The organism is Spirosoma daeguense (assembly GCF_054776875.1).
In genome coordinates, this window is sequence record NZ_BAAHBF010000002.1 from 894,548 (window position 1) to 911,514 (window position 16,967).

At 46.7% G+C, this 16,967-nt stretch carries 16 protein-coding genes; 7 read left to right on the forward strand and 9 right to left on the reverse strand.

The features are described from left to right. The first annotated feature begins 64 nt into the window (after positions 1-64). Positions 65-655 (forward strand): hypothetical protein, encoded by a 591-nt coding sequence (locus ACYVD4_RS08515; RefSeq protein ID WP_460944409.1) that lies wholly within the window; start codon positions 65-67, stop codon positions 653-655. After that, positions 652-2,052 carry a hypothetical protein gene (locus ACYVD4_RS08520; protein ID WP_460944411.1) on the forward strand — a complete coding sequence of 467 codons (1,401 nt, stop codon included), beginning with the start codon at positions 652-654 and terminating at the stop codon, positions 2,050-2,052. Before ACYVD4_RS08515 ends, ACYVD4_RS08520 begins: the two co-directional genes overlap by 4 nt. 2 nt (positions 2,053-2,054) lie before the next feature. Here ACYVD4_RS08520 and ACYVD4_RS08525 read toward each other — a convergent pair whose 3' ends face one another. Continuing rightward, positions 2,055-2,603, reverse strand: coding sequence for a hypothetical protein (locus ACYVD4_RS08525; RefSeq protein ID WP_460944413.1), 549 nt, complete (start codon positions 2,601-2,603; stop codon positions 2,055-2,057). A 113-nt stretch (positions 2,604-2,716) separates the two neighbouring features. On the opposite strand from ACYVD4_RS08525, the gene ACYVD4_RS08530 reads away from it, so the two are divergent. Next, positions 2,717-3,001 carry a DUF433 domain-containing protein gene (locus ACYVD4_RS08530; RefSeq protein WP_460944415.1) on the forward strand — a complete coding sequence of 95 codons (285 nt, stop codon included), beginning with the start codon at positions 2,717-2,719 and terminating at the stop codon, positions 2,999-3,001. Positions 3,002-3,007: 6 nt separating this feature from the next. Then, positions 3,008-3,364: a DUF5615 family PIN-like protein gene (locus ACYVD4_RS08535; RefSeq protein ID WP_460944417.1), complete on the forward strand. Its 357-nt coding sequence runs from the start codon at positions 3,008-3,010 to the stop codon at positions 3,362-3,364. Positions 3,365-3,523: 159 nt separating this feature from the next. On the opposite strand, the gene solA is transcribed toward ACYVD4_RS08535, so the two are convergent. Next, on the reverse strand, positions 3,524-4,684 hold the full coding sequence (solA, locus tag ACYVD4_RS08540; RefSeq protein WP_460944419.1) for an N-methyl-L-tryptophan oxidase: 1,161 nt from the start codon (positions 4,682-4,684) through the stop codon (positions 3,524-3,526). A 205-nt stretch (positions 4,685-4,889) separates the two neighbouring features. On the opposite strand from solA, the gene ACYVD4_RS08545 reads away from it, so the two are divergent. Beyond that, entirely contained in the window at positions 4,890-5,486 is a 597-nt protein-coding gene (locus ACYVD4_RS08545; protein ID WP_460944421.1) for a TetR/AcrR family transcriptional regulator, read from the forward strand. Positions 5,487-5,515: 29 nt separating this feature from the next. Further along, positions 5,516-6,676 (forward strand): FAD-dependent oxidoreductase, encoded by a 1,161-nt coding sequence (locus ACYVD4_RS08550; RefSeq protein WP_460944423.1) that lies wholly within the window; start codon positions 5,516-5,518, stop codon positions 6,674-6,676. Between the two features lie 173 nt (positions 6,677-6,849). Here ACYVD4_RS08550 and ACYVD4_RS08555 read toward each other — a convergent pair whose 3' ends face one another. Further along, entirely contained in the window at positions 6,850-9,519 is a 2,670-nt protein-coding gene (locus tag ACYVD4_RS08555) for a cation-translocating P-type ATPase (RefSeq protein WP_460944425.1), read from the reverse strand. 167 nt (positions 9,520-9,686) lie between these two features. Between ACYVD4_RS08555 and ACYVD4_RS08560 the strand changes: the two genes are divergently transcribed. Beyond that, the gene (locus ACYVD4_RS08560; RefSeq protein ID WP_460944427.1) at positions 9,687-10,253 is read left to right on the forward strand and encodes an antibiotic biosynthesis monooxygenase; all 567 of its coding nucleotides are present in this window, start codon (positions 9,687-9,689) and stop codon (positions 10,251-10,253) included. A gap of 13 nt (positions 10,254-10,266) precedes the next feature. Here the strand turns inward: ACYVD4_RS08560 and ACYVD4_RS08565 are convergent, their stop codons facing one another. The 6 genes from ACYVD4_RS08565 to ACYVD4_RS08590 all read right to left on the reverse strand — a co-directional run bounded on the left by ACYVD4_RS08565 (position 10,267) and on the right by ACYVD4_RS08590 (position 16,900). After that, positions 10,267-10,674: a hypothetical protein gene (locus ACYVD4_RS08565; RefSeq protein WP_460944429.1), complete on the reverse strand. Its 408-nt coding sequence runs from the start codon at positions 10,672-10,674 to the stop codon at positions 10,267-10,269. A 95-nt stretch (positions 10,675-10,769) separates the two neighbouring features. Further along, positions 10,770-12,053, reverse strand: a complete 1,284-nt coding sequence (locus tag ACYVD4_RS08570) for a sensor histidine kinase (RefSeq protein WP_460944431.1) — start codon at positions 12,051-12,053, stop codon at positions 10,770-10,772. 86 nt (positions 12,054-12,139) lie between these two features. After that, the gene (locus ACYVD4_RS08575) at positions 12,140-13,558 is read right to left on the reverse strand and encodes a sigma-54-dependent transcriptional regulator (protein ID WP_460944433.1); all 1,419 of its coding nucleotides are present in this window, start codon (positions 13,556-13,558) and stop codon (positions 12,140-12,142) included. A gap of 86 nt (positions 13,559-13,644) precedes the next feature. Further along, the gene (locus ACYVD4_RS08580) at positions 13,645-14,799 is read right to left on the reverse strand and encodes an ABC transporter permease (protein WP_460944435.1); all 1,155 of its coding nucleotides are present in this window, start codon (positions 14,797-14,799) and stop codon (positions 13,645-13,647) included. Positions 14,800-14,880: 81 nt separating this feature from the next. Next, positions 14,881-16,128, reverse strand: a complete 1,248-nt coding sequence (locus ACYVD4_RS08585) for an ABC transporter permease (RefSeq protein WP_460944437.1) — start codon at positions 16,126-16,128, stop codon at positions 14,881-14,883. A 109-nt stretch (positions 16,129-16,237) separates the two neighbouring features. Further along, positions 16,238-16,900: an ABC transporter ATP-binding protein gene (locus ACYVD4_RS08590; RefSeq protein ID WP_460944439.1), complete on the reverse strand. Its 663-nt coding sequence runs from the start codon at positions 16,898-16,900 to the stop codon at positions 16,238-16,240. Positions 16,901-16,967: the final 67 nt, after the last annotated feature.

The following is a 16,967-nucleotide window of genomic DNA, read 5'->3' on the forward strand; positions in this document are numbered from 1 at the left end:
CAACGTTTCGTCTCTGTTGGCTTTGCTGATTATCTTCGCCCGACAGCTTCTGTTACGTTGATTTATGACGACTTCTCCCCCGCAGATCGAACCTCCGGCCTCCAGACAATCTTTCTGGAAAATACAATTCCTGTATCTGGCAGTTAGTAGCCTGCTTTTAGGTGGTATGATCTGGCTACCGAAAAATCAAAAATGGTTATCCGAAACCGTTGGCCGATTTTATGATCAGCATCAGAAATTAGCCAACAAAACCGACATAGCTGTTCGTCGGCAGGAGGGTTATAAAAGCTACTATTCGTATATCGAATTGATACAAAATCGCTGTAAACCAAACGATTACTTTCTGATTCCGCCACAAGCTTATATGATTCGCAATGCCTATCAGCAGGGAAAGGCTACGGGCTATTCGTGGTTATACCCGAGTGTGCTGTATTATCACCTTGGCAAGTCGGTTAAGCTGATCGATATGACGGCACCAGATTCTTTGTTGCAACAGGCAACCCACACGTTCTGGGTGTATGACAACAAGATTTTTCTCCTAACATTCAAAGATCACAACCGGCCGCTGGTGCTGGGCGAATTCAAAAAATACAATCCGAAATTTTTCGCTTACACCCCGAAACAGGCGCAGGCCTTTTACAAAACCAAGCCATGAGCCTAGCCGTTACGTTCGTTATCATTACTCAATTTCTGATAGGTTTCGGCCTGATTACCCGGTTTCGGGTAGCTATTAACGTAGCAAGTTTGGTCGGTTTGTCGATGCTGGCGGGTTTAGGAATCAGCTCAGTACTTCCGTTTGTATTGGAGTTTTCACACGTATCAATTTCGCTCAAACCGATGCTGATAGGGATGGGCATCATAGCCGCACTTTCGTTAGTTCTACTACGTGGCCAATTGCCTTACCTACGTAGTGTTTTCGACTGGAAATCGTTTTCACTACGTCTGTGCGAATTGCCTTTTTTCGGTTTTTGGACTTACATTCTATTTATAAGCATCTGGAAATGTGCATGGTATCCGAATCTACCATTCGATACCATTGTCGGGCCGGATTTAGTCGCTACGTTTGCCGTTCGGGAGCACACCCTGATTTCATCGGTTTTTACCGAGCATCTCCCTTCGGTTTCGGTGTATAGCAATCAGCCTTTTTATGCACCGTTTACAGCTATGCAGCAGATTATTTATTTGCTCGCTTCCGAGGGTATTGGTCCGTTTGCGTTCGGAAAAATCTGGCTCCCAATTCTTGTTATTGCGTTCGGCTTATTCTTTTACGCCGAACTACGCGAACGAATTCACCCATTATTGGCTGGATTTCTGGTCAGTATTCTGGCCTGTAGCCCTGAGCTTTTCGCCTACACATTTCTGGTCCAGACCGACTGGGCCAATGCGGCTTTTTTTGTAACGGGTGTTATGCTCCTGCAACGACATTTTGCCGATTCAGCACGTAGTACGTTACTGGCTGCTACGTTATTTTTTGCGCTGGCCTGCTGGACACGTACCGAAACCATTTTGTTTGTGCTACCCGGCTCTTTACTGCTCTTTATCAACTCACTACGTTCTTCGCCCGGCAAAGCGATCCTGAAAGCGTCGCTGCCTGTAGTAGTCTGTTTGCTGCCGTTTGTTTTCTGGAATTATATTTTTCTGGGCTACTACGTTCCTTTTAAACCAGGTACGTTTCATTTGTTTGTATCTGATTACGTAAACAAGCTTTGGGCAATCTACGCGACCATGAATGAACAGATTGTTTTCGATACCGATTACTGGAACTACGCTGTTTATGTATTTCTTGGTCTGACGTTACTTAACCTGGTCATTTTCCGCGACAAACGTAGCGTCCCAATTCTCATCTGGATCATTGGCTTATATCTACTATTTGGTCTGCTGATTCTTCACGTCGACGGAGCCAATATTCCGTATACGTTCCGCCGGGGATTCTTTAAATTACTCGTGCTGATGTATTATTATTTAGGCTCTACTACGTTGCTCCAATGGTTATCAGGCTGGCTGTATCGTTGGGATACACGTAGTCTTTCCACCAACGTAGTGGCCAACTGACTTTATAAATCCTGAACTTCTTTGAGCGGTTTCCAGCTTTTTTTTGCCAGTTCTGCGTCTTTTGGATCGCCCGAACAGACCGCACATAAGTACATAATTTCTAATGACCAGCCTCTATCAGAATTACCGAGTGCCAGCCGAATTTGCGTTCGTGGAGTTTGCCAGTTGACGGTTTGAAGCTCGCCAACCTGCTCGGTTTTCCCTTTGCCGTATTTATCGGTTATCAGTGCGGCTAAATCAATGGCTGCCTGTTTTACCTCGGCTTCTGGAATGCTTGGTCGTACGTAGTAAAAATAGTTTGCCGACAGGAGCGAATCGCCATTGAATTCATACTCAAGCCCCACCATCCGGTCGGCCAATGGAACCTGAGCGTAGGTGATCTTTTCTTTTTTCACCGAAGTTGGTTTAATCGATTCGGCTTCTCTTACCTGTTTCGGTGAAAAGCCCCAACGCACTTTTCGAACGTCAAATTCCTGCTGAGCAAACAGTTGATTGACGAAAAGTACTTGCAGTAGCAACAAACTCAAAGCTCGAAAAAAGGCAGTTTTCATAATTGACACGGAGCGTCGCTTTCCTAAAATACGGTCAGCATAAGTAAAAGTAGAATATGATGTGGATTGTTCGGGAAGTAAGGGGACAAGCTGCCACTTATTACTAAACAACAATGAAAAGCCAAAAAGTTGTAGCTTCGTGGAAACGTTCGTTCATGATGGAAAATCTTCTGGCTCGTGTCACGCTCAACCCTGCGGTTAGTCAAGGTAAGCCAACCCTGCGCAATATGCGCTTCACGGTGGCCCAACTACTCGAACTACTGGCTGCGGGCATGACCCATCAAGAAATTTTGGCTGACTATCCCTATCTGGAAGAAGCTGATATTCAGGCCGCGTTACTATATGCAGCTCATATTGCCAATGCCCGGAGTATCGTAGTACTGCCATTAGCATCTTAATTGCCTGTGCTCAAGTTTCTGGTCGATACACAGCTACCTCCTATGCTGGCAACCTACCTGCGCTGGAAGGGCGCGGATGCTATTCATACGACCCACTTTCCAGAAGGTCATCTATTGCAGGATACAGACATAGCCCAAATAGCCCTACAAGAAGAGCGAATTATTGTTACTAAAGACTCCGATTTTCCCGATGTATTTTTTCTCAAAGGGGCACCACCCCGGCTGATTTATCTGCGCTTAGGTAACATACGTAATCGGGAATTAACCGCTTTTCTGGAAACTCGTTGGGCCATGCTGGAAGAGTTGTTAGCCCAAGATGTCGGTATGCTTGTTGTCAATCAGCAACAAATAATCAGTTACTAACTCATGTCAACCTGAGCAACTTAACAGCTTAATTTGCCCAACCTTGGCGTCCAATCTGGCTTACATCGGCGGCAAGCGTAAACTCTAAAAGCCCCTCATAGGGCGGCTTGTTGCATGAATATTGGCTTTTATACCCAACTTAAGCAATGCCCCCCAACTTTAGTAGTATCCGTCAAAGCTAGTCAGTCGAAAAGGCTCAATCATAAAGTTAGTATGGCCCTGAAGGGTTAGTTCGGCCAGAATCTGGCCCACCGCTGCCGAATGTTTGAACCCATGCCCTGAACAGGCCGACGCCAGCAAAACATTGACGTTATCGGGATGATGGTCGATAACAAAATCACCATTGGGCGTCATGGTATATAAACAAACCGCTGATTTTACGCATTCAGGACCAATGCCCACAAAATTGGGCACTACGTATTGCTCATACATAATCTGCTGTTCATTCGCCGAAACGGTTCGATCAACCTCGCCTGGCAACGTAGTGACGGCATAGGTTTCGGTAGCAACTTTGAGTCCTCCTTCTGGCCCATTTACTGCCGGAAATCCATAAACACCCCGATCATTTAAGATAAAAACGGGTAGCTTTTCATACTGAGCATAATCACCTTGAATAGCAAACCAGTACAAAACCTGTCGATAAACCCGAAGCATGTTTTCGTAGGACGTATTCCGTAGCGATTCCGTAATCCATGCGCCCGTGGTCAGAATCAGTTTTCGGGTTTGATACGTTGCCCTATTTGTTTGAATGGTAATACCCGTTTTGGTTTCCGAATAAGCTATCATTCGCTCATGGGTATTTATGGACGCACCATTTCGGCGAGCCTGTTCAAGCTGAACCGCTACACAGCGTTCGGGTCTGAGGAATCCAGCTTCTTCCTCATAATAACCAATATCATTCGACTGAAACCGAAATTGGGGAAACTCACGACGTAGTGCATCTGACTCAAGAATATGATGCGCTATACCAAACTGTTCAGCCGCCTGAAGGGTGGTTGTGAGCCAGCCGGGTTTGTTACGTGTCAGCACCGACGAATCTCGTTCGCCCACAAAAAGGCCGCCGGTGATGGTCAGGAGCTGTTCGCCGGAAAGCCGTTCGAGTTCGCGCCAGATTTCATAGGAACGTAGCGCCAGCGGCACAAAATGAGCGCCTTCGCCAATAGCCTGCCGTGTAATTCGCGTATCGCCGTGGGTTGAGCCTAGCGTATGAGGTGGCGCAAACTGATCGATTCCCAATACGTTAGACGTCTGCTTTGAGAGCTGATACAGCGCGGCACTTCCCATTGCACCCAACCCCACAACAATCGCATCAAAAACCATTATTCAGCTAAGTTTATAGAACTATCGACTTGTTTCCCCGGCTCTAATTTACCGATTTGACGTCTGTCTAAAAAAACCAGACGTCCAAATATCTGATTGACAAACCCATACCTCATTCATCAATATGAGGTAAAAAAAATCTTTTAGTAAATGAACGTTTACTTATTAATTTCTATTTGATAAGCATATTCATCTCCGTGAAGATATGAGACCAAAGAACATCGCCAAAGAAGAAGCCATCCGTGATCTGGCGCTTCAGATCATAGCCGAAGAAGGTCTGGAAAATTTGAGTATGCAGAAACTAGCAAAAGCCGCCAACGTATCGCCCCGCACGATTTATCTGAAATACGAGAATAAAGACGATCTGCTGATTACGCTCTATATCCACGATGTATTAGGTGCTTATGAAAAAGTCACAATCCATAACGTTACAGAAACCATGGATTTTGCAGCTGGTGTAAAGCAGATATGGCTTAATATTTTCCATTACTTTAAAAACAACCGGCAGGCATTCGCGCTGGTACAGTACGGCAAATCGTCGCCCTTATTGAACAAGGCGTTTCAGGAAAATAATATCAAGGAAGGCCAATTTTTCGCCCCTATCCATCGCTTTTTAAAACACCACGCGACCCAAGGAACGATCAAGAAATTCCCGAATGATGTGTATCGAGCACTGTTGTTTTCGCCGGTTCTGGAACTGGTCAATGAATACTTCGACCACCAGAATCGACCGAAACAGATTATTACCGAAAAAATGGTTGCAGACTGCTGCAACGTAGTAATCAAAGGTATGCTTGTTTAACATCTGAATACTCTCAAACGACAAAACCAATGAATCCAATTACCAACAAAAAGATCGCCATTGTGGGCGGTGGCCCCGGCGGATTAACCCTCGCCCGACTCCTACAACAAACTGGGGCCGACGTAACAGTCTATGAACGAGACCTTACTAAAGATGCCAGAGTACAGGGCGCTACGTTAGATTTACATGTAGAATCAGGGCTGGAAGCACTACGTAGAGCTGGATTAATGGATGCGTTCAGAGCCAACTATCGACCGGGTGCCGACAAAACGCGGGTTACAGACAAAACCGCAACCATTCTGTATGACGACGCCTACAAAGGAGATTCGGACGAATTATTCCGACCCGAAATAGACCGTGGCCCACTACGTAAACTGCTCATCGACTCGTTACAGCCAGAAACAATTGTCTGGAATAGTCAGTTGGTTTCGGTTACGCCCGCTGGTACTGGCTGGCAACTAACGTTTTCAAACGGCACATCTGCCCTTGCCGATTTAGTAGTTGCCGCCGATGGGGCTAATTCGAAAATCCGCCCGTTTATTACGTCCATAAAACCGTTTTATTCGGGTATCACGATCGTTGAAGGCTCCGTTTACGATTCAGAGAAAACCGTTCCCAACGTTCATAAACTCCTGAATGGCGGAAAGATATTCGCCCTTAGCGATGGAAAATCATTGATTGTTAGCTCAAAAGGCGATGGTAGTCTGGTCTTTTACACAGGTTGTAATACCGACGAAAATTGGGCACAAACCAGCGGCATTGATTTCTCGGATAAGAAACAGGTTCTGGCCTGGTTTCAGGGAGAATTTACAGATTGGTCGCCCGTTTGGTCGGAGTTGTTCGAGAAAGTCAGCGTTCCATTTATTCCTCGTCCGCAATATTTCATGCCATTTGATCAAAGCTGGGAAGCTTTACCGAACCTCACCATGCTGGGCGATGCAGCACACTTGATGCCACCGTATGCGGGTGAAGGCGTAAATATGGCCATGCTGGATGCGCTGGAACTAAGTGATTGCCTAACGAACGAAGCATTCTCTGACCTGCAAACCGCCATTTCAGCCTACGAAGGCCAAATGCGTGTCCGCGCATCGGAAATGGCCAAAATGACGATGGAGCAAACCAATTCCATTCACTCGCATGATGGACTTTCCAATCTTCTCGATCTATTTAGCCAGCCTTTTCGCGAATAGAGTGCGCTACTAGTTAAACGTTGAGTAAGGTTTTGACACAGAGAGGCCCGGAGTTCAAAAGAGATGCACGGAGAATAAAATATCCCTCTGCGTATCTCTTTTTGAACTCCGGGCCTCTCTGTGTCAAAACTTCTGGCGTCAGCTATACGACGGCTTAGCTATAATTCACGATGTTACTTAAATGCTCCGGTTACAATACGAACAAATTGCGTCAGGATAACCGGAACGACACCAGCGACCAGAATTAAACCAAACTCGGTGGTTGTCATTGGCTGAATATTCAATACGTCGTGCAGCAATGGCACGTAGTACGTAAACGCCAGAATAGCAATACAGAGCCCAATGGCGTACCAAACGTAGCGGTTTCGTGTGATTTCGTTCACAAAAAACGATTTCTCCGAGTGCAGATTGAAGACGTGCATCAACTGCGCGAATGAAAGAGCGTAAAACGTCAGATTGTTTCCTTCGTCCTGACTCAGTCCTAAGTAACGGGTGCCAATGATAAAAACGCCTAATACTGCAATGGTCAATGAGAGGGCGTAAATAACCACCGTTCGCCAATCGCGGGTGTCCATGATTGGCGTTTTCGGATCGCGGGGAGGCTGCTCCATCAGGCTTGCATTTTCGCGACCAACGCCAAGTGCCAGCGCCGGAAACACATCAGTTACGATGTTGATAAACAGAATTTGCAGCGGTAACAATGGCGTACCTACGTTTAGAAAACCGGCAAACGTAACCACAAAAATTTCGCTCAGATTACACGATAGCAGAAACAGCACGAACTTGCGGATGTTCTCGAAAATCACCCGTCCCTGCGCAATAGCGGCCACTATCGACGAAAACGAATCATCTTTCAGCACCATATCGGCGGTTTCGGCGGCAACCTGCGTACCACGTAGTCCCATGGCAATACCAATGTCCGATTTTTTGAGCGCGGGAGCATCGTTAACCCCATCGCCAGTCATGCCCACAATATCTCCTTCCTGCTGATACAGATCAATCATATCCAATTTCTGGGCTGGACTGACCCGCGCAAATACCCGGCATTCCATCAATTTCTTTTTCTCATCGGCCGAAAGTTCAGCAATGGGTTTCAGGTCTTTCCCGGTCAATACGATTTCTTCACCAGCTTCAACTAGTTTCACTTTCGATGCAATGGTCAGTGCCGTAGCCGGATGATCGCCGGTAACCATAATCACCTTTATACCGGCCCGACGGCAGGCCTCGAGCGAAGGCGTCACTTCGGTACGCGGTGGGTCAAGAAAACCAATTAGGCCGAGGTATGTTAGGTCATGGTCGGCAAAGTCGTTGCCGGGTTTTGCTTTTTTATCGAATTCACGATACGCAAACGCCAGCGTTCGAAGTCCATCGGCGGCCATTTTTTCGGAAATATCGTACTGCGTTTTCCGTGCTTTTTCATCCAACGACTTATCGCGTTTCATTACTTCTTCGGCGGCTCCTTTTACGGCCACTACGTAGCGTTCGTCGTGCTCGTGCAGCGTACCCATTATCCGCGTATCGGAGCTGAACGCTTTTTCGGCTTTGCGCGGATAGTCCTGATGTATGTCATCCGGGTTTTGTCCGGCAGCGATGGCAAATTTCAACAAGGAAACCTCCACCGGGTCACCAACTTCCTTGGCCTGCCCGTCTACTACGTCATAATCGGCATTATTGCACAAAACCCCAATCAGTACCAGTTTCTGGAACGTATCATCTTCGGCAATAGTCTGATCGCCGTCTACTACGTTCAGTTTTTTAGCGTCCACATCAGCTTCTACTTCCGCCGACTGATCGATCAACTGAACGGTATTGACCTCAATACGATTCTGGGTCAACGTACCGGTTTTGTCCGTGAATATTACGTTGGTTCCGCCCAGCGTTTCAACAGCCGATAGTCGTTTTACAATCACTTTTTTCTCGGCCAGACGTAGCATACCATACGCCAACGCAATGGTCGCGACCACCGACATTCCCTCGGGAATTGCTGCAATAGCCAACGCCAACGCCGTTTCAATTAACCGAAGCGGTTCTTCGCCACGAATAAAACCGACTGCCAGAAACAAAGCGGCTAGCCCAACCGTAACCCAAATAAGCACTTTTGCCAGCGCGTCCAGTTTTTCTTCCAGCGGTGTAGCCGAGCGTTCGGCTTCTTCAACCAACGTAGCAATTTTGCCCAGTTCGGTCTGTTGCCCGATACCAGTTACAATGGCCCGACCATTTCCCGCCGTTACGGCTGTTCCTTTAAACAAGCGATTGTGCTGATCACCCAGTGGCGCGTCTTTATTGACTACGTCCGTATTTTTATCAACGGGCAACGACTCCCCCGTCAACGCCGACTCATCGACCTGCAATTGGTTGACTTCGAAAAGATTAGCATCTGCTGCAACCAGATCACCTGCTTCAACGATCAATACATCACCAATCGTTACTTCATCGGATGAAATTTCCCGAACGCGCCCATCACGTAGGACGCGGGTGGGCGTAGTGTCGAGCTTCCGCAACGCATCCATCGACTGACGGGCATTCCATTCGAGCACGAAACCTGTTATGGCATTGATCAGCAACACAGCGATAATGGCAAACCCTTCGACGGTATCACCCAGGAAAAACGAGATACCTGCCGCTGCGACCAGAATGTAGACGATTACGCCTGTAAACTGACGTAGCAGCATCATCAATACACTTTCCTGTTTGGCTTCCTGCAACGCATTAGGACCAAATTCGTCTGATCGGGAACGTGCTTCGCTGGCCGATAAACCCGTTTTGGGTTTAACATCCAAATCCTGAAAAAGCTGTTCGACAGGGAGTTGATGAGGGAGTTCGGGGAAGGAAAGTTTAGACATGAGAGGCTGTATTGGGAGAAGCTTAGCAAATAAAGTATTTTAACCCCATTTTAATACAACCTTAACCAGTCATTTTCTTACTTGGTTTGAAATGGATTTCAACTCATTAATCAGAACTTGCAATATCGTAGTAGTAAACCTACAATCAGGCTCAATCAACATCTGTTATGCCCACGAATATCGCCGTAGAAATTGATAGTGCCGTTACTACAATTATTATCCATCGACCTTATAAAAATCAGATTCCAGCTTATGAAAACTGGCTAAAGGAGATTGTTCCGGCAGCGCAGGCTTCACCGGGACACCGGGGTGTAAACGTAATCAGGCCACACGGCAACAGCGACGAATACACCATTGTGCTTCATTTTTCGTCGGAAACGAACCTACGAAATTGGCTGGATAGTGATTTACGGAAGCAGTTGATCAATCAAGTACGTCCCCTATTAAACACAGACGAGAAAATCGACATTAAAACCGGGCTTGAGTTTTGGTTCACTCCGCCCAAAAGCAACAAAACGGCCCCTTCCTATAAGCAATTCCTGATTACATGGTCGGCCATTTTTCCGCTATCGCTGCTGATTCCTTGGCTGCTTTCACCCATTTCGTCGGCAATACCCTTCTTGTCTGTTCCTTTCGTGAAGCCGTTGTTGACAAGCCTGATTATTGTCGGACTCATGACCTTTGTCATAATGCCCCGCTACGTCCGATTAGTAGCGAAATGGCTATATCGCTAACGTTAACAGGCATTTAACGGCTTCCTTCAATGGTTGTCACAACGCTACTGGTTGACATAGTTATTGAAATCGACGATTTTGTGGCTGTGCCAATTTTAGTGCTACGTGCCTGTTCACTGTATAAATCGATATTGGTTGTTGTACCAGACATATAAACCGTACCAGCCTGTTCTCCCGTTACTGCTGTTCCCTGTTTTATAACAAAGTTGATCGTTGCCGAATGCGTTGACTGACGAGTGAACGCAATAGAAGCTGTTTGCCCATTTGACGGCAGATTTAGTACCGAACTCCCCTGCTTAACTTGGGTTATATTGTATATTCCTTCAAGGGTTGCTGCTAAATCAGGATTAGGCTCAGGTCCCTTGCCACAACCGAACAAAATAACTCCTACCAAAGCCAAAACGTATAGCCGTATTTTCATAGATTTCATTGTATAACTCACCAACAAGATGTACAAGAATCAGGCCAGACGGTACACATCTATTTTACAGAAAACATCGTCCAAACACATCGATATTACGTAGTAAACTCGATCAGAAACTCAGTCCAGCCGTTGGGTTGGGTTTTTAGGGAGAACGCAAAGCCGTGATTCATCAGAATTTCGCGGGCAACGGTTAAGCCAATCCCCTGCCCATCGGGTTTGGTACTATAGAATGGGTTGAAAATGTTAGCTGTCGTTTCTTCAGGAATGGGTTTGCCATTATCGCGAATGAGCAGCGTTTTGGCCTGAGCAATCACTTCCACTCGATCACCGGATTTACAGGCTTCGATTGCGTTTTTTACTACGTTCACCAAAACTTGCTCCAACTGCTCTACATCGACTTGTTGTTTATTTTCGGAGTCAGTAGCCAGAACCAACGTAACGCCCACCATTTCAGCCTGTTGCTGCATCAGTCGCACTACGTTATCGGCAATCGGATTGACATCGGCAAGTTGTTTTTGCGGGAGTGGTAAACGCACTACGTCGGCAAATCGACGCATGAACCGGTTCAATCGGTCGTTACGTTCAATGGCAACTTTAAGTGCGTGCTGTACATCGGGTTCTGCTACGTAAGATGTTGTTACGTCGAGAATGGAGTTGACGGCACCAATCGAATTATTGACCTCGTGCGCCATCATCCGAATTACTTTGCTATAGGCTTTCTTTTCGGTGGCCAGAATTTCGGGCGTCAACTCTTCTATGATCAGAAACGACCGCCGGAAACCCCGATCCATAAAATTGGAACGTAGCACTTTGAAGGTTTCAATACCGTTGGGCTTCATAACCCGCGAATCACCGTCGGCTAAATCGGCCATTTGTGCCAGTAACGAAAAACCAATCTGGTCGAGGTATTTGCCTACTACGTCGTTAGCCTGTACCGATAAGAGTTGGGTGGCTCTTGGGTTAATAGACGCAATACGTCCATCCAGATCGAAAATCAGGATGGCAATGGGTGCGGCTTCAACGAGTTTTTCCAGAAAAAACTGCTGCTCAACCTGCCTGGTGCGTTCCTGCCGAAGTTGGTCGATCATGAGGTTATACACCGTTATCAATTCATCAACTTCCTGATTGCCCGTCGGCACAAATTTGACGGTAAAATCCTTATCCCGAATGGCTTCGATTCCCGACGCAATGAATTCAGAAGGTTGCTGAAACTGCCGGTAAATGCTGATGGCAACAATAATGGAAATGACCAACCCAGCTTCACTGGCAATAAAAACGAGCTTGTCCTCCCGCAAAACCATAAATAATAAACTAGCTATAGCTATGTGAATAGCGATAATATAAAGCAGATAGCGAGTGCGGAAGTTGACGTGCATGGGGTTGGTGGGTGAAGAGCTTAGGGCATGGGGCTTAGGGCAACAATACATGCTATTCCTCCACCCTGTGCCCCACGCCCTAAGCTCTACACATCTTCATACGAGATTCCAAATTTCTCTAATCGTCGGTAGAGTGCAAAACGGGTGATGCCCAGTGCTCGTGCTACTCTGGCTACGCGGTTCTGGTGAAAGGCCATTGCGCGTTGAATCATCTGAAATTCCATTTCCTCCAACGTCATCATACCAACATCGGGCATGGATTGCGCGGAAGGAACGGTTTGCATGGGAATGCTGATATTACGTTCAAAATCGTCGGGCTGGAGTTCGTCGTTGGGCGATAACAAAACGGTACGTTCCACTACGTTTTTTAGCTGGCGGATATTGCCGGGTAGCGCCAGATTTTTCAACCATTTCTGCGCCGTTGGACTCACGCTCAAATCAGGTCGATTATAAATGGTTTTCAGGTTGTTGACAAAATAATTTACCAGCAATGGAATATCGCCGGGTCGTTCGCGGAGGGCGGGCAATCGTACCGTAATAAGGTTGATGCGGTAGAACAGATCTTCGCGAAACTGTCCTCTGCTGACCATTTCTTCCAGATTTCGGTTGGTGGCGCAGATAACCCGCACATCCACCGTTCTGGATTTACTGCTTCCCAGCGGCTCAAACGTTCGATCCTGCAACACACGTAGCAATTTGACCTGACTCGCTGGATCGAGATCGCCGATTTCGTCGAGAAAAATAGAGCCTTTGTTCGCCAGTTCAAACCGGCCAATACGATCCGTTTTTGCATCGGTAAACGCACCGCGAACGTGGCCAAACAGTTCACTCTCGAACAATGTACTGGAAATACCACCGAGGTTAACCTTCACAAATGCCTGTCGTTTTCGGCGGCTGTTCTGGTGAATGGCTTCAGCAATGAGTTCTTTTCCCGTACCACTTTCGCCCGTAATCAGCACCGGTGCATCGGTGGGCGCTACCCGACCAATAGTAGTTAGAATATCAAGCAGTTTTGTGTCTTCTCCAACGATATTCTCAAATTGAAATTGCTGGTCGAGCTTTCGGCGATTTGGCGATGCGGGCGTGGTTTGCGCCAGATTCAGCGCAGTGCGTACCGACTGAACGATATGATCGTTCTGCCACGGTTTTGTAATAAAATCCTTCGCTCCGGCTTTCATTCCGTCAACCGCCAGATCGATACTCCCCCACCCGGTAATCAGAATAACCGGTACGCTGGGCAACTGCTCCCGAATCCGACGTAGTAATCGCAATCCATCATCGCCCGACGTATCAACCGAGAAATTCATATCCAGCAGAATCACATCGGGCGTTTCTTCGGCCAGTACCTCAAACGTCTCGAACGGCCCATCGGCCACACGCACAGCAAACCCTTCTTTCCGAAAGAGTAAAGAGAGCGAAGTCTGAATGGCAATATCGTCGTCAATGATCAGTAGAGACGCAATACGTTGCGTCTCCTGCCCGGATAGTTTTTGGTTACTTTGCATGAGGGTAAGCTAAACGAATATATACCGTTGCTGATGTCAACTATTGCTGGCGCACTGGAGACGCGGAGACGCAAGGTATTGCGTCTCTACTCTTCATGCAAGGCGGTGGCGGGTTGAATCAGGGCAGCTTGTCGGCTTGGGAACAGGGCGCACAACGTAACAATTCCGTAGATGACGGCAATAGCAATCAGAATAGCCGTTACGTAGATGCCCGACGACAAATCGAATACGTTTAATAACGGGAATTGAGCGGCAAACAGCAGGCCGATTAACATCGCGAACGTAGCAAGTACCCAAATTTCGCCCACAAACTGGGTTGATATGCCGCTACCCGTAGCACCGATAGCCCGCCGTAAGCCGATTTCGCCACGGCGTTTGGCAATGCTCAGATTTAATACGCCGAACAAGCCAAGTGCTACGTTGATGAGCAGAAAAATTGAGATAATAGACGCAATGATTACAGGCACAAGCACCAGATTATGCTGATTTTTGCGCGAATCGGTCAGATAATCAACTTCTACGCTCCAGCCTTTCGCCATCGATGCAATATCTTTCACCACTTTGGCCTCAAATACAGCATCAGTTCCTGGCTTTGTCTTAATCAGAATTGTATTATTCCACGAATCGCTAACTTTTACCAGTTCAAAATAAGCGGGTTTATTCGCCATAAACTCGCCCTTTGATTTAAAATTATCAATCACGCCCATTACTTTTAAGTCGTTGCTGACAATTTTTCCTAATGGATTTTCGGTACCAAAAAGTTCTTCCTTTGCTTTCTGATTAATAACAATGGGCTTGTATTTACCGATGCTGTCGGCATTTCGATACCATCTTCCATCAACAACGGCGATATCTAGCGTTTTGGCAAAGTCCTCGTCGGTCATATAATGATCAGACATTACGTTTCGCTTATTGAACTCAATGCCATTGTTTGTCTGACTCGCCGAAAACGGAAAGTTATTTCCCATTCGTGACACAGACTCAACTTCAGGATACGCTTTCAATCGCCCTACAATTCGTTGTAGCTTCTCTGCTACGTCGGTAGTATCCTCATTATTATTCAGGCCCACGGCCCAGACTTTCTCATACGTGAAGCCAAGCGGTTGACGGTAATTACCGACATTCACCACCATAAGGGTAGCCAGACCAAACAGTACCATAAACGAAGCCCATATCTCTACGATGAGAAGCATATGCGCTTTCTTCTTGTTCCAAATAAGTTTAAACAGATGACGTAGCATAATTAAAGAGTGAACGAGTGAATGAGCGATTGAGTGAAAAATAGAGAGCGCCAGCTATTCGCACTTTCACCCTTTCGCTCTTTACGATTTGAGTGCTTCGGCAATGGTTAGTTTCGACATACGTAGTGCGGGGAGTACGCCCGACAGAAACCCAAAAATCAGGCATACAAATAGACTGATTAGAAACACGCTCAGATTGATTGTCAGGTCGGCGTAGGCAATCCAGCCACTGCTGTTAATAAAATGAATCACTATCACCGACAGTAGCAAGGCAATGGCTCCTCCGATGAACGTAATGAAAATATTCTCGACAATAAACTGCCAGACCAGGGTTTGAACGGGGGCACCGAAGGCTTTGCGAATTCCGATTTCTGATGCCCGCTCCATAATTCGACTTACGTTGATATTGACCAGATTAATGGCAGGCAGACCCATCAGCATAAACAAAACAAAGGAAATAACGCCCCAGAAAACTACTTTTAACCCAGGCCCCCCATCCAGGATCATTCCCAGAAAATTTTCGGCGTAGGGAACCGCTTTTACTTCCAGAGAATGGAATTTCCAGCCATTATCTTCTGCGGGCAACGGAATCCGACCAACACGGCTTTGAAACTCGTCCTGAATGGCCGCAAAATCTGCTTTTTGTTTGGCGAGTACAATACTGACAAAACCTCCCCGAAAACCGCTGCGCTGGTAATTACTTTTGGGGGAAGTGTAGGGAAAATAAACATCGGCATACGTAAATGGGCGCGTTGCAGGACTTCCTTTCACCACGCCAATGATCTTGTAATTGATATTTTCAACGTCGATGGATTTGCCCACGACCGACTCATCTGTAACCCCAAAATATTGTTTTTTCAGATCATCGTTAATCACCACTACATAGTCGCCATTGGCGATATTCTGCTCATTGTAAGGCTTCCCTTCCAGAAATTCGAATCTCATTACGTGCCAGAAATCGGCATCGGTAAATTTGGTATTCAATTTTATTTTCTGCGAACCAACATACGCATTCGACGTATTGATCATGGTTGAGATCGAAACACGTTCGGGCGTTTTGAGCGTTTTGGCAAAATCGCTCAAAAACTTAAAACTCATCGGCCCAGAACTCTGACCTGTCTGAGCCGAATCTCGCTGCCTCATATTCATGATATAGAGCGAACGATCCCGGTTCACTTCCGGATAATGCGTTCCTAAAAGATGGTCGAGAAAAGACGTTAGCACCATCAGCACCGTGAGCGTAAGACTAATGCCGAAGAGCGTAATGAAGGTGTAGAACGGATGCCGCAGTAATACCTTCCAGGCGATTTTTATATAGTTCAGTAGCATAATTTAAAGAGCGAAAGGGTGAAAGAGTGAAAGAGCGCTGAAGAAGAATGTGCTGTTGCTTTTCGCTCATTCATCCTTTCGCTCCGCTTCGGCGGTCCGATTTCACTCTTTATAATACCTGCGTTCCGTCGAATAAGCGAATTAATCGGTGTGTGCGTTTGGCCATTTGTTCGTCGTGCGTAACCATCACAATGGTGGTGCCTTCCTCGTTGAGCTGTTGCAGAATGTTCATGATTTCGTTGCCCATTGCACTGTCGAGGTTGCCGGTTGGTTCATCAGCCAGAATAATATCCGGGTTTCCGACAATGGCTCGGGCAATAGCCACCCGTTGTTTCTGTCCGCCCGACAGTTGTTTCGGAAAATGTTTCATCCGGTTACCTAGCCCAACTTTTGTCAGTGCTTCTTTGGCATATTCCTGACGCGGTTTGCCATTGGTGGCCCGGTATAGCAGCGGAATCTCTACGTTATCGAGAACCGACAGGTCATTGATCAAGTGGAAACTCTGAAAAATGAAGCCGATTTTCTGGTTACGGAGCCGGGCAAGATCTTTGTCACGATACTGCATAACAGCTTGTCCATCAAGCTCCACTGTACCTTTCGATGGTTGATCAAGCAATCCTATTACGTTCAGCAGCGTGCTTTTACCACAGCCCGATGGCCCCATGATAGAAATAAACTCCCCCTTCTTAATGTCGAGGTTGATGTTGTTCAGTGCCAGCGTCTCGATAGTGCTGGTCCGGTACACTTTTTCGATGTTTTTGAGATGTATCATAATTAGCGTTGGGTAGAGGGCGTGGAGCATGGAGCATGGGGTTGCGTTTAAGTCACCCTCTGCCCTT

Excerpts from the sequence above, each read along its gene's own strand:
- ACYVD4_RS08565 (WP_460944429.1), bottom strand. The coding sequence starts at position 10,674 with ATGAAAATACGGCTATACGTTTTGGCTTTGGTAGGAGTTATTTTGTTC.
- ACYVD4_RS08580 (WP_460944435.1), bottom strand. The coding sequence starts at position 14,799 with ATGCTACGTCATCTGTTTAAACTTATTTGGAACAAGAAGAAAGCGCAT.
- ACYVD4_RS08585 (WP_460944437.1), bottom strand. The coding sequence starts at position 16,128 with ATGCTACTGAACTATATAAAAATCGCCTGGAAGGTATTACTGCGGCAT.
- ACYVD4_RS08515 (WP_460944409.1), top strand. The coding sequence starts at position 65 with ATGACGACTTCTCCCCCGCAGATCGAACCTCCGGCCTCCAGACAATCT.
- solA (WP_460944419.1), bottom strand. The coding sequence starts at position 4,684 with ATGGTTTTTGATGCGATTGTTGTGGGGTTGGGTGCAATGGGAAGTGCC.
- ACYVD4_RS08555 (WP_460944425.1), bottom strand. The coding sequence starts at position 9,519 with ATGTCTAAACTTTCCTTCCCCGAACTCCCTCATCAACTCCCTGTCGAA.
- ACYVD4_RS08590 (WP_460944439.1), bottom strand. The coding sequence starts at position 16,900 with ATGATACATCTCAAAAACATCGAAAAAGTGTACCGGACCAGCACTATC.
- ACYVD4_RS08560 (WP_460944427.1), top strand. The coding sequence starts at position 9,687 with ATGCCCACGAATATCGCCGTAGAAATTGATAGTGCCGTTACTACAATT.
- ACYVD4_RS08550 (WP_460944423.1), top strand. The coding sequence starts at position 5,516 with ATGAATCCAATTACCAACAAAAAGATCGCCATTGTGGGCGGTGGCCCC.
- ACYVD4_RS08530 (WP_460944415.1), top strand. The coding sequence starts at position 2,717 with ATGAAAAGCCAAAAAGTTGTAGCTTCGTGGAAACGTTCGTTCATGATG.
- ACYVD4_RS08525 (WP_460944413.1), bottom strand. The coding sequence starts at position 2,603 with ATGAAAACTGCCTTTTTTCGAGCTTTGAGTTTGTTGCTACTGCAAGTA.
- ACYVD4_RS08575 (WP_460944433.1), bottom strand. The coding sequence starts at position 13,558 with ATGCAAAGTAACCAAAAACTATCCGGGCAGGAGACGCAACGTATTGCG.
- ACYVD4_RS08520 (WP_460944411.1), top strand. The coding sequence starts at position 652 with ATGAGCCTAGCCGTTACGTTCGTTATCATTACTCAATTTCTGATAGGT.
- ACYVD4_RS08570 (WP_460944431.1), bottom strand. The coding sequence starts at position 12,053 with ATGCACGTCAACTTCCGCACTCGCTATCTGCTTTATATTATCGCTATT.
- ACYVD4_RS08545 (WP_460944421.1), top strand. The coding sequence starts at position 4,890 with ATGAGACCAAAGAACATCGCCAAAGAAGAAGCCATCCGTGATCTGGCG.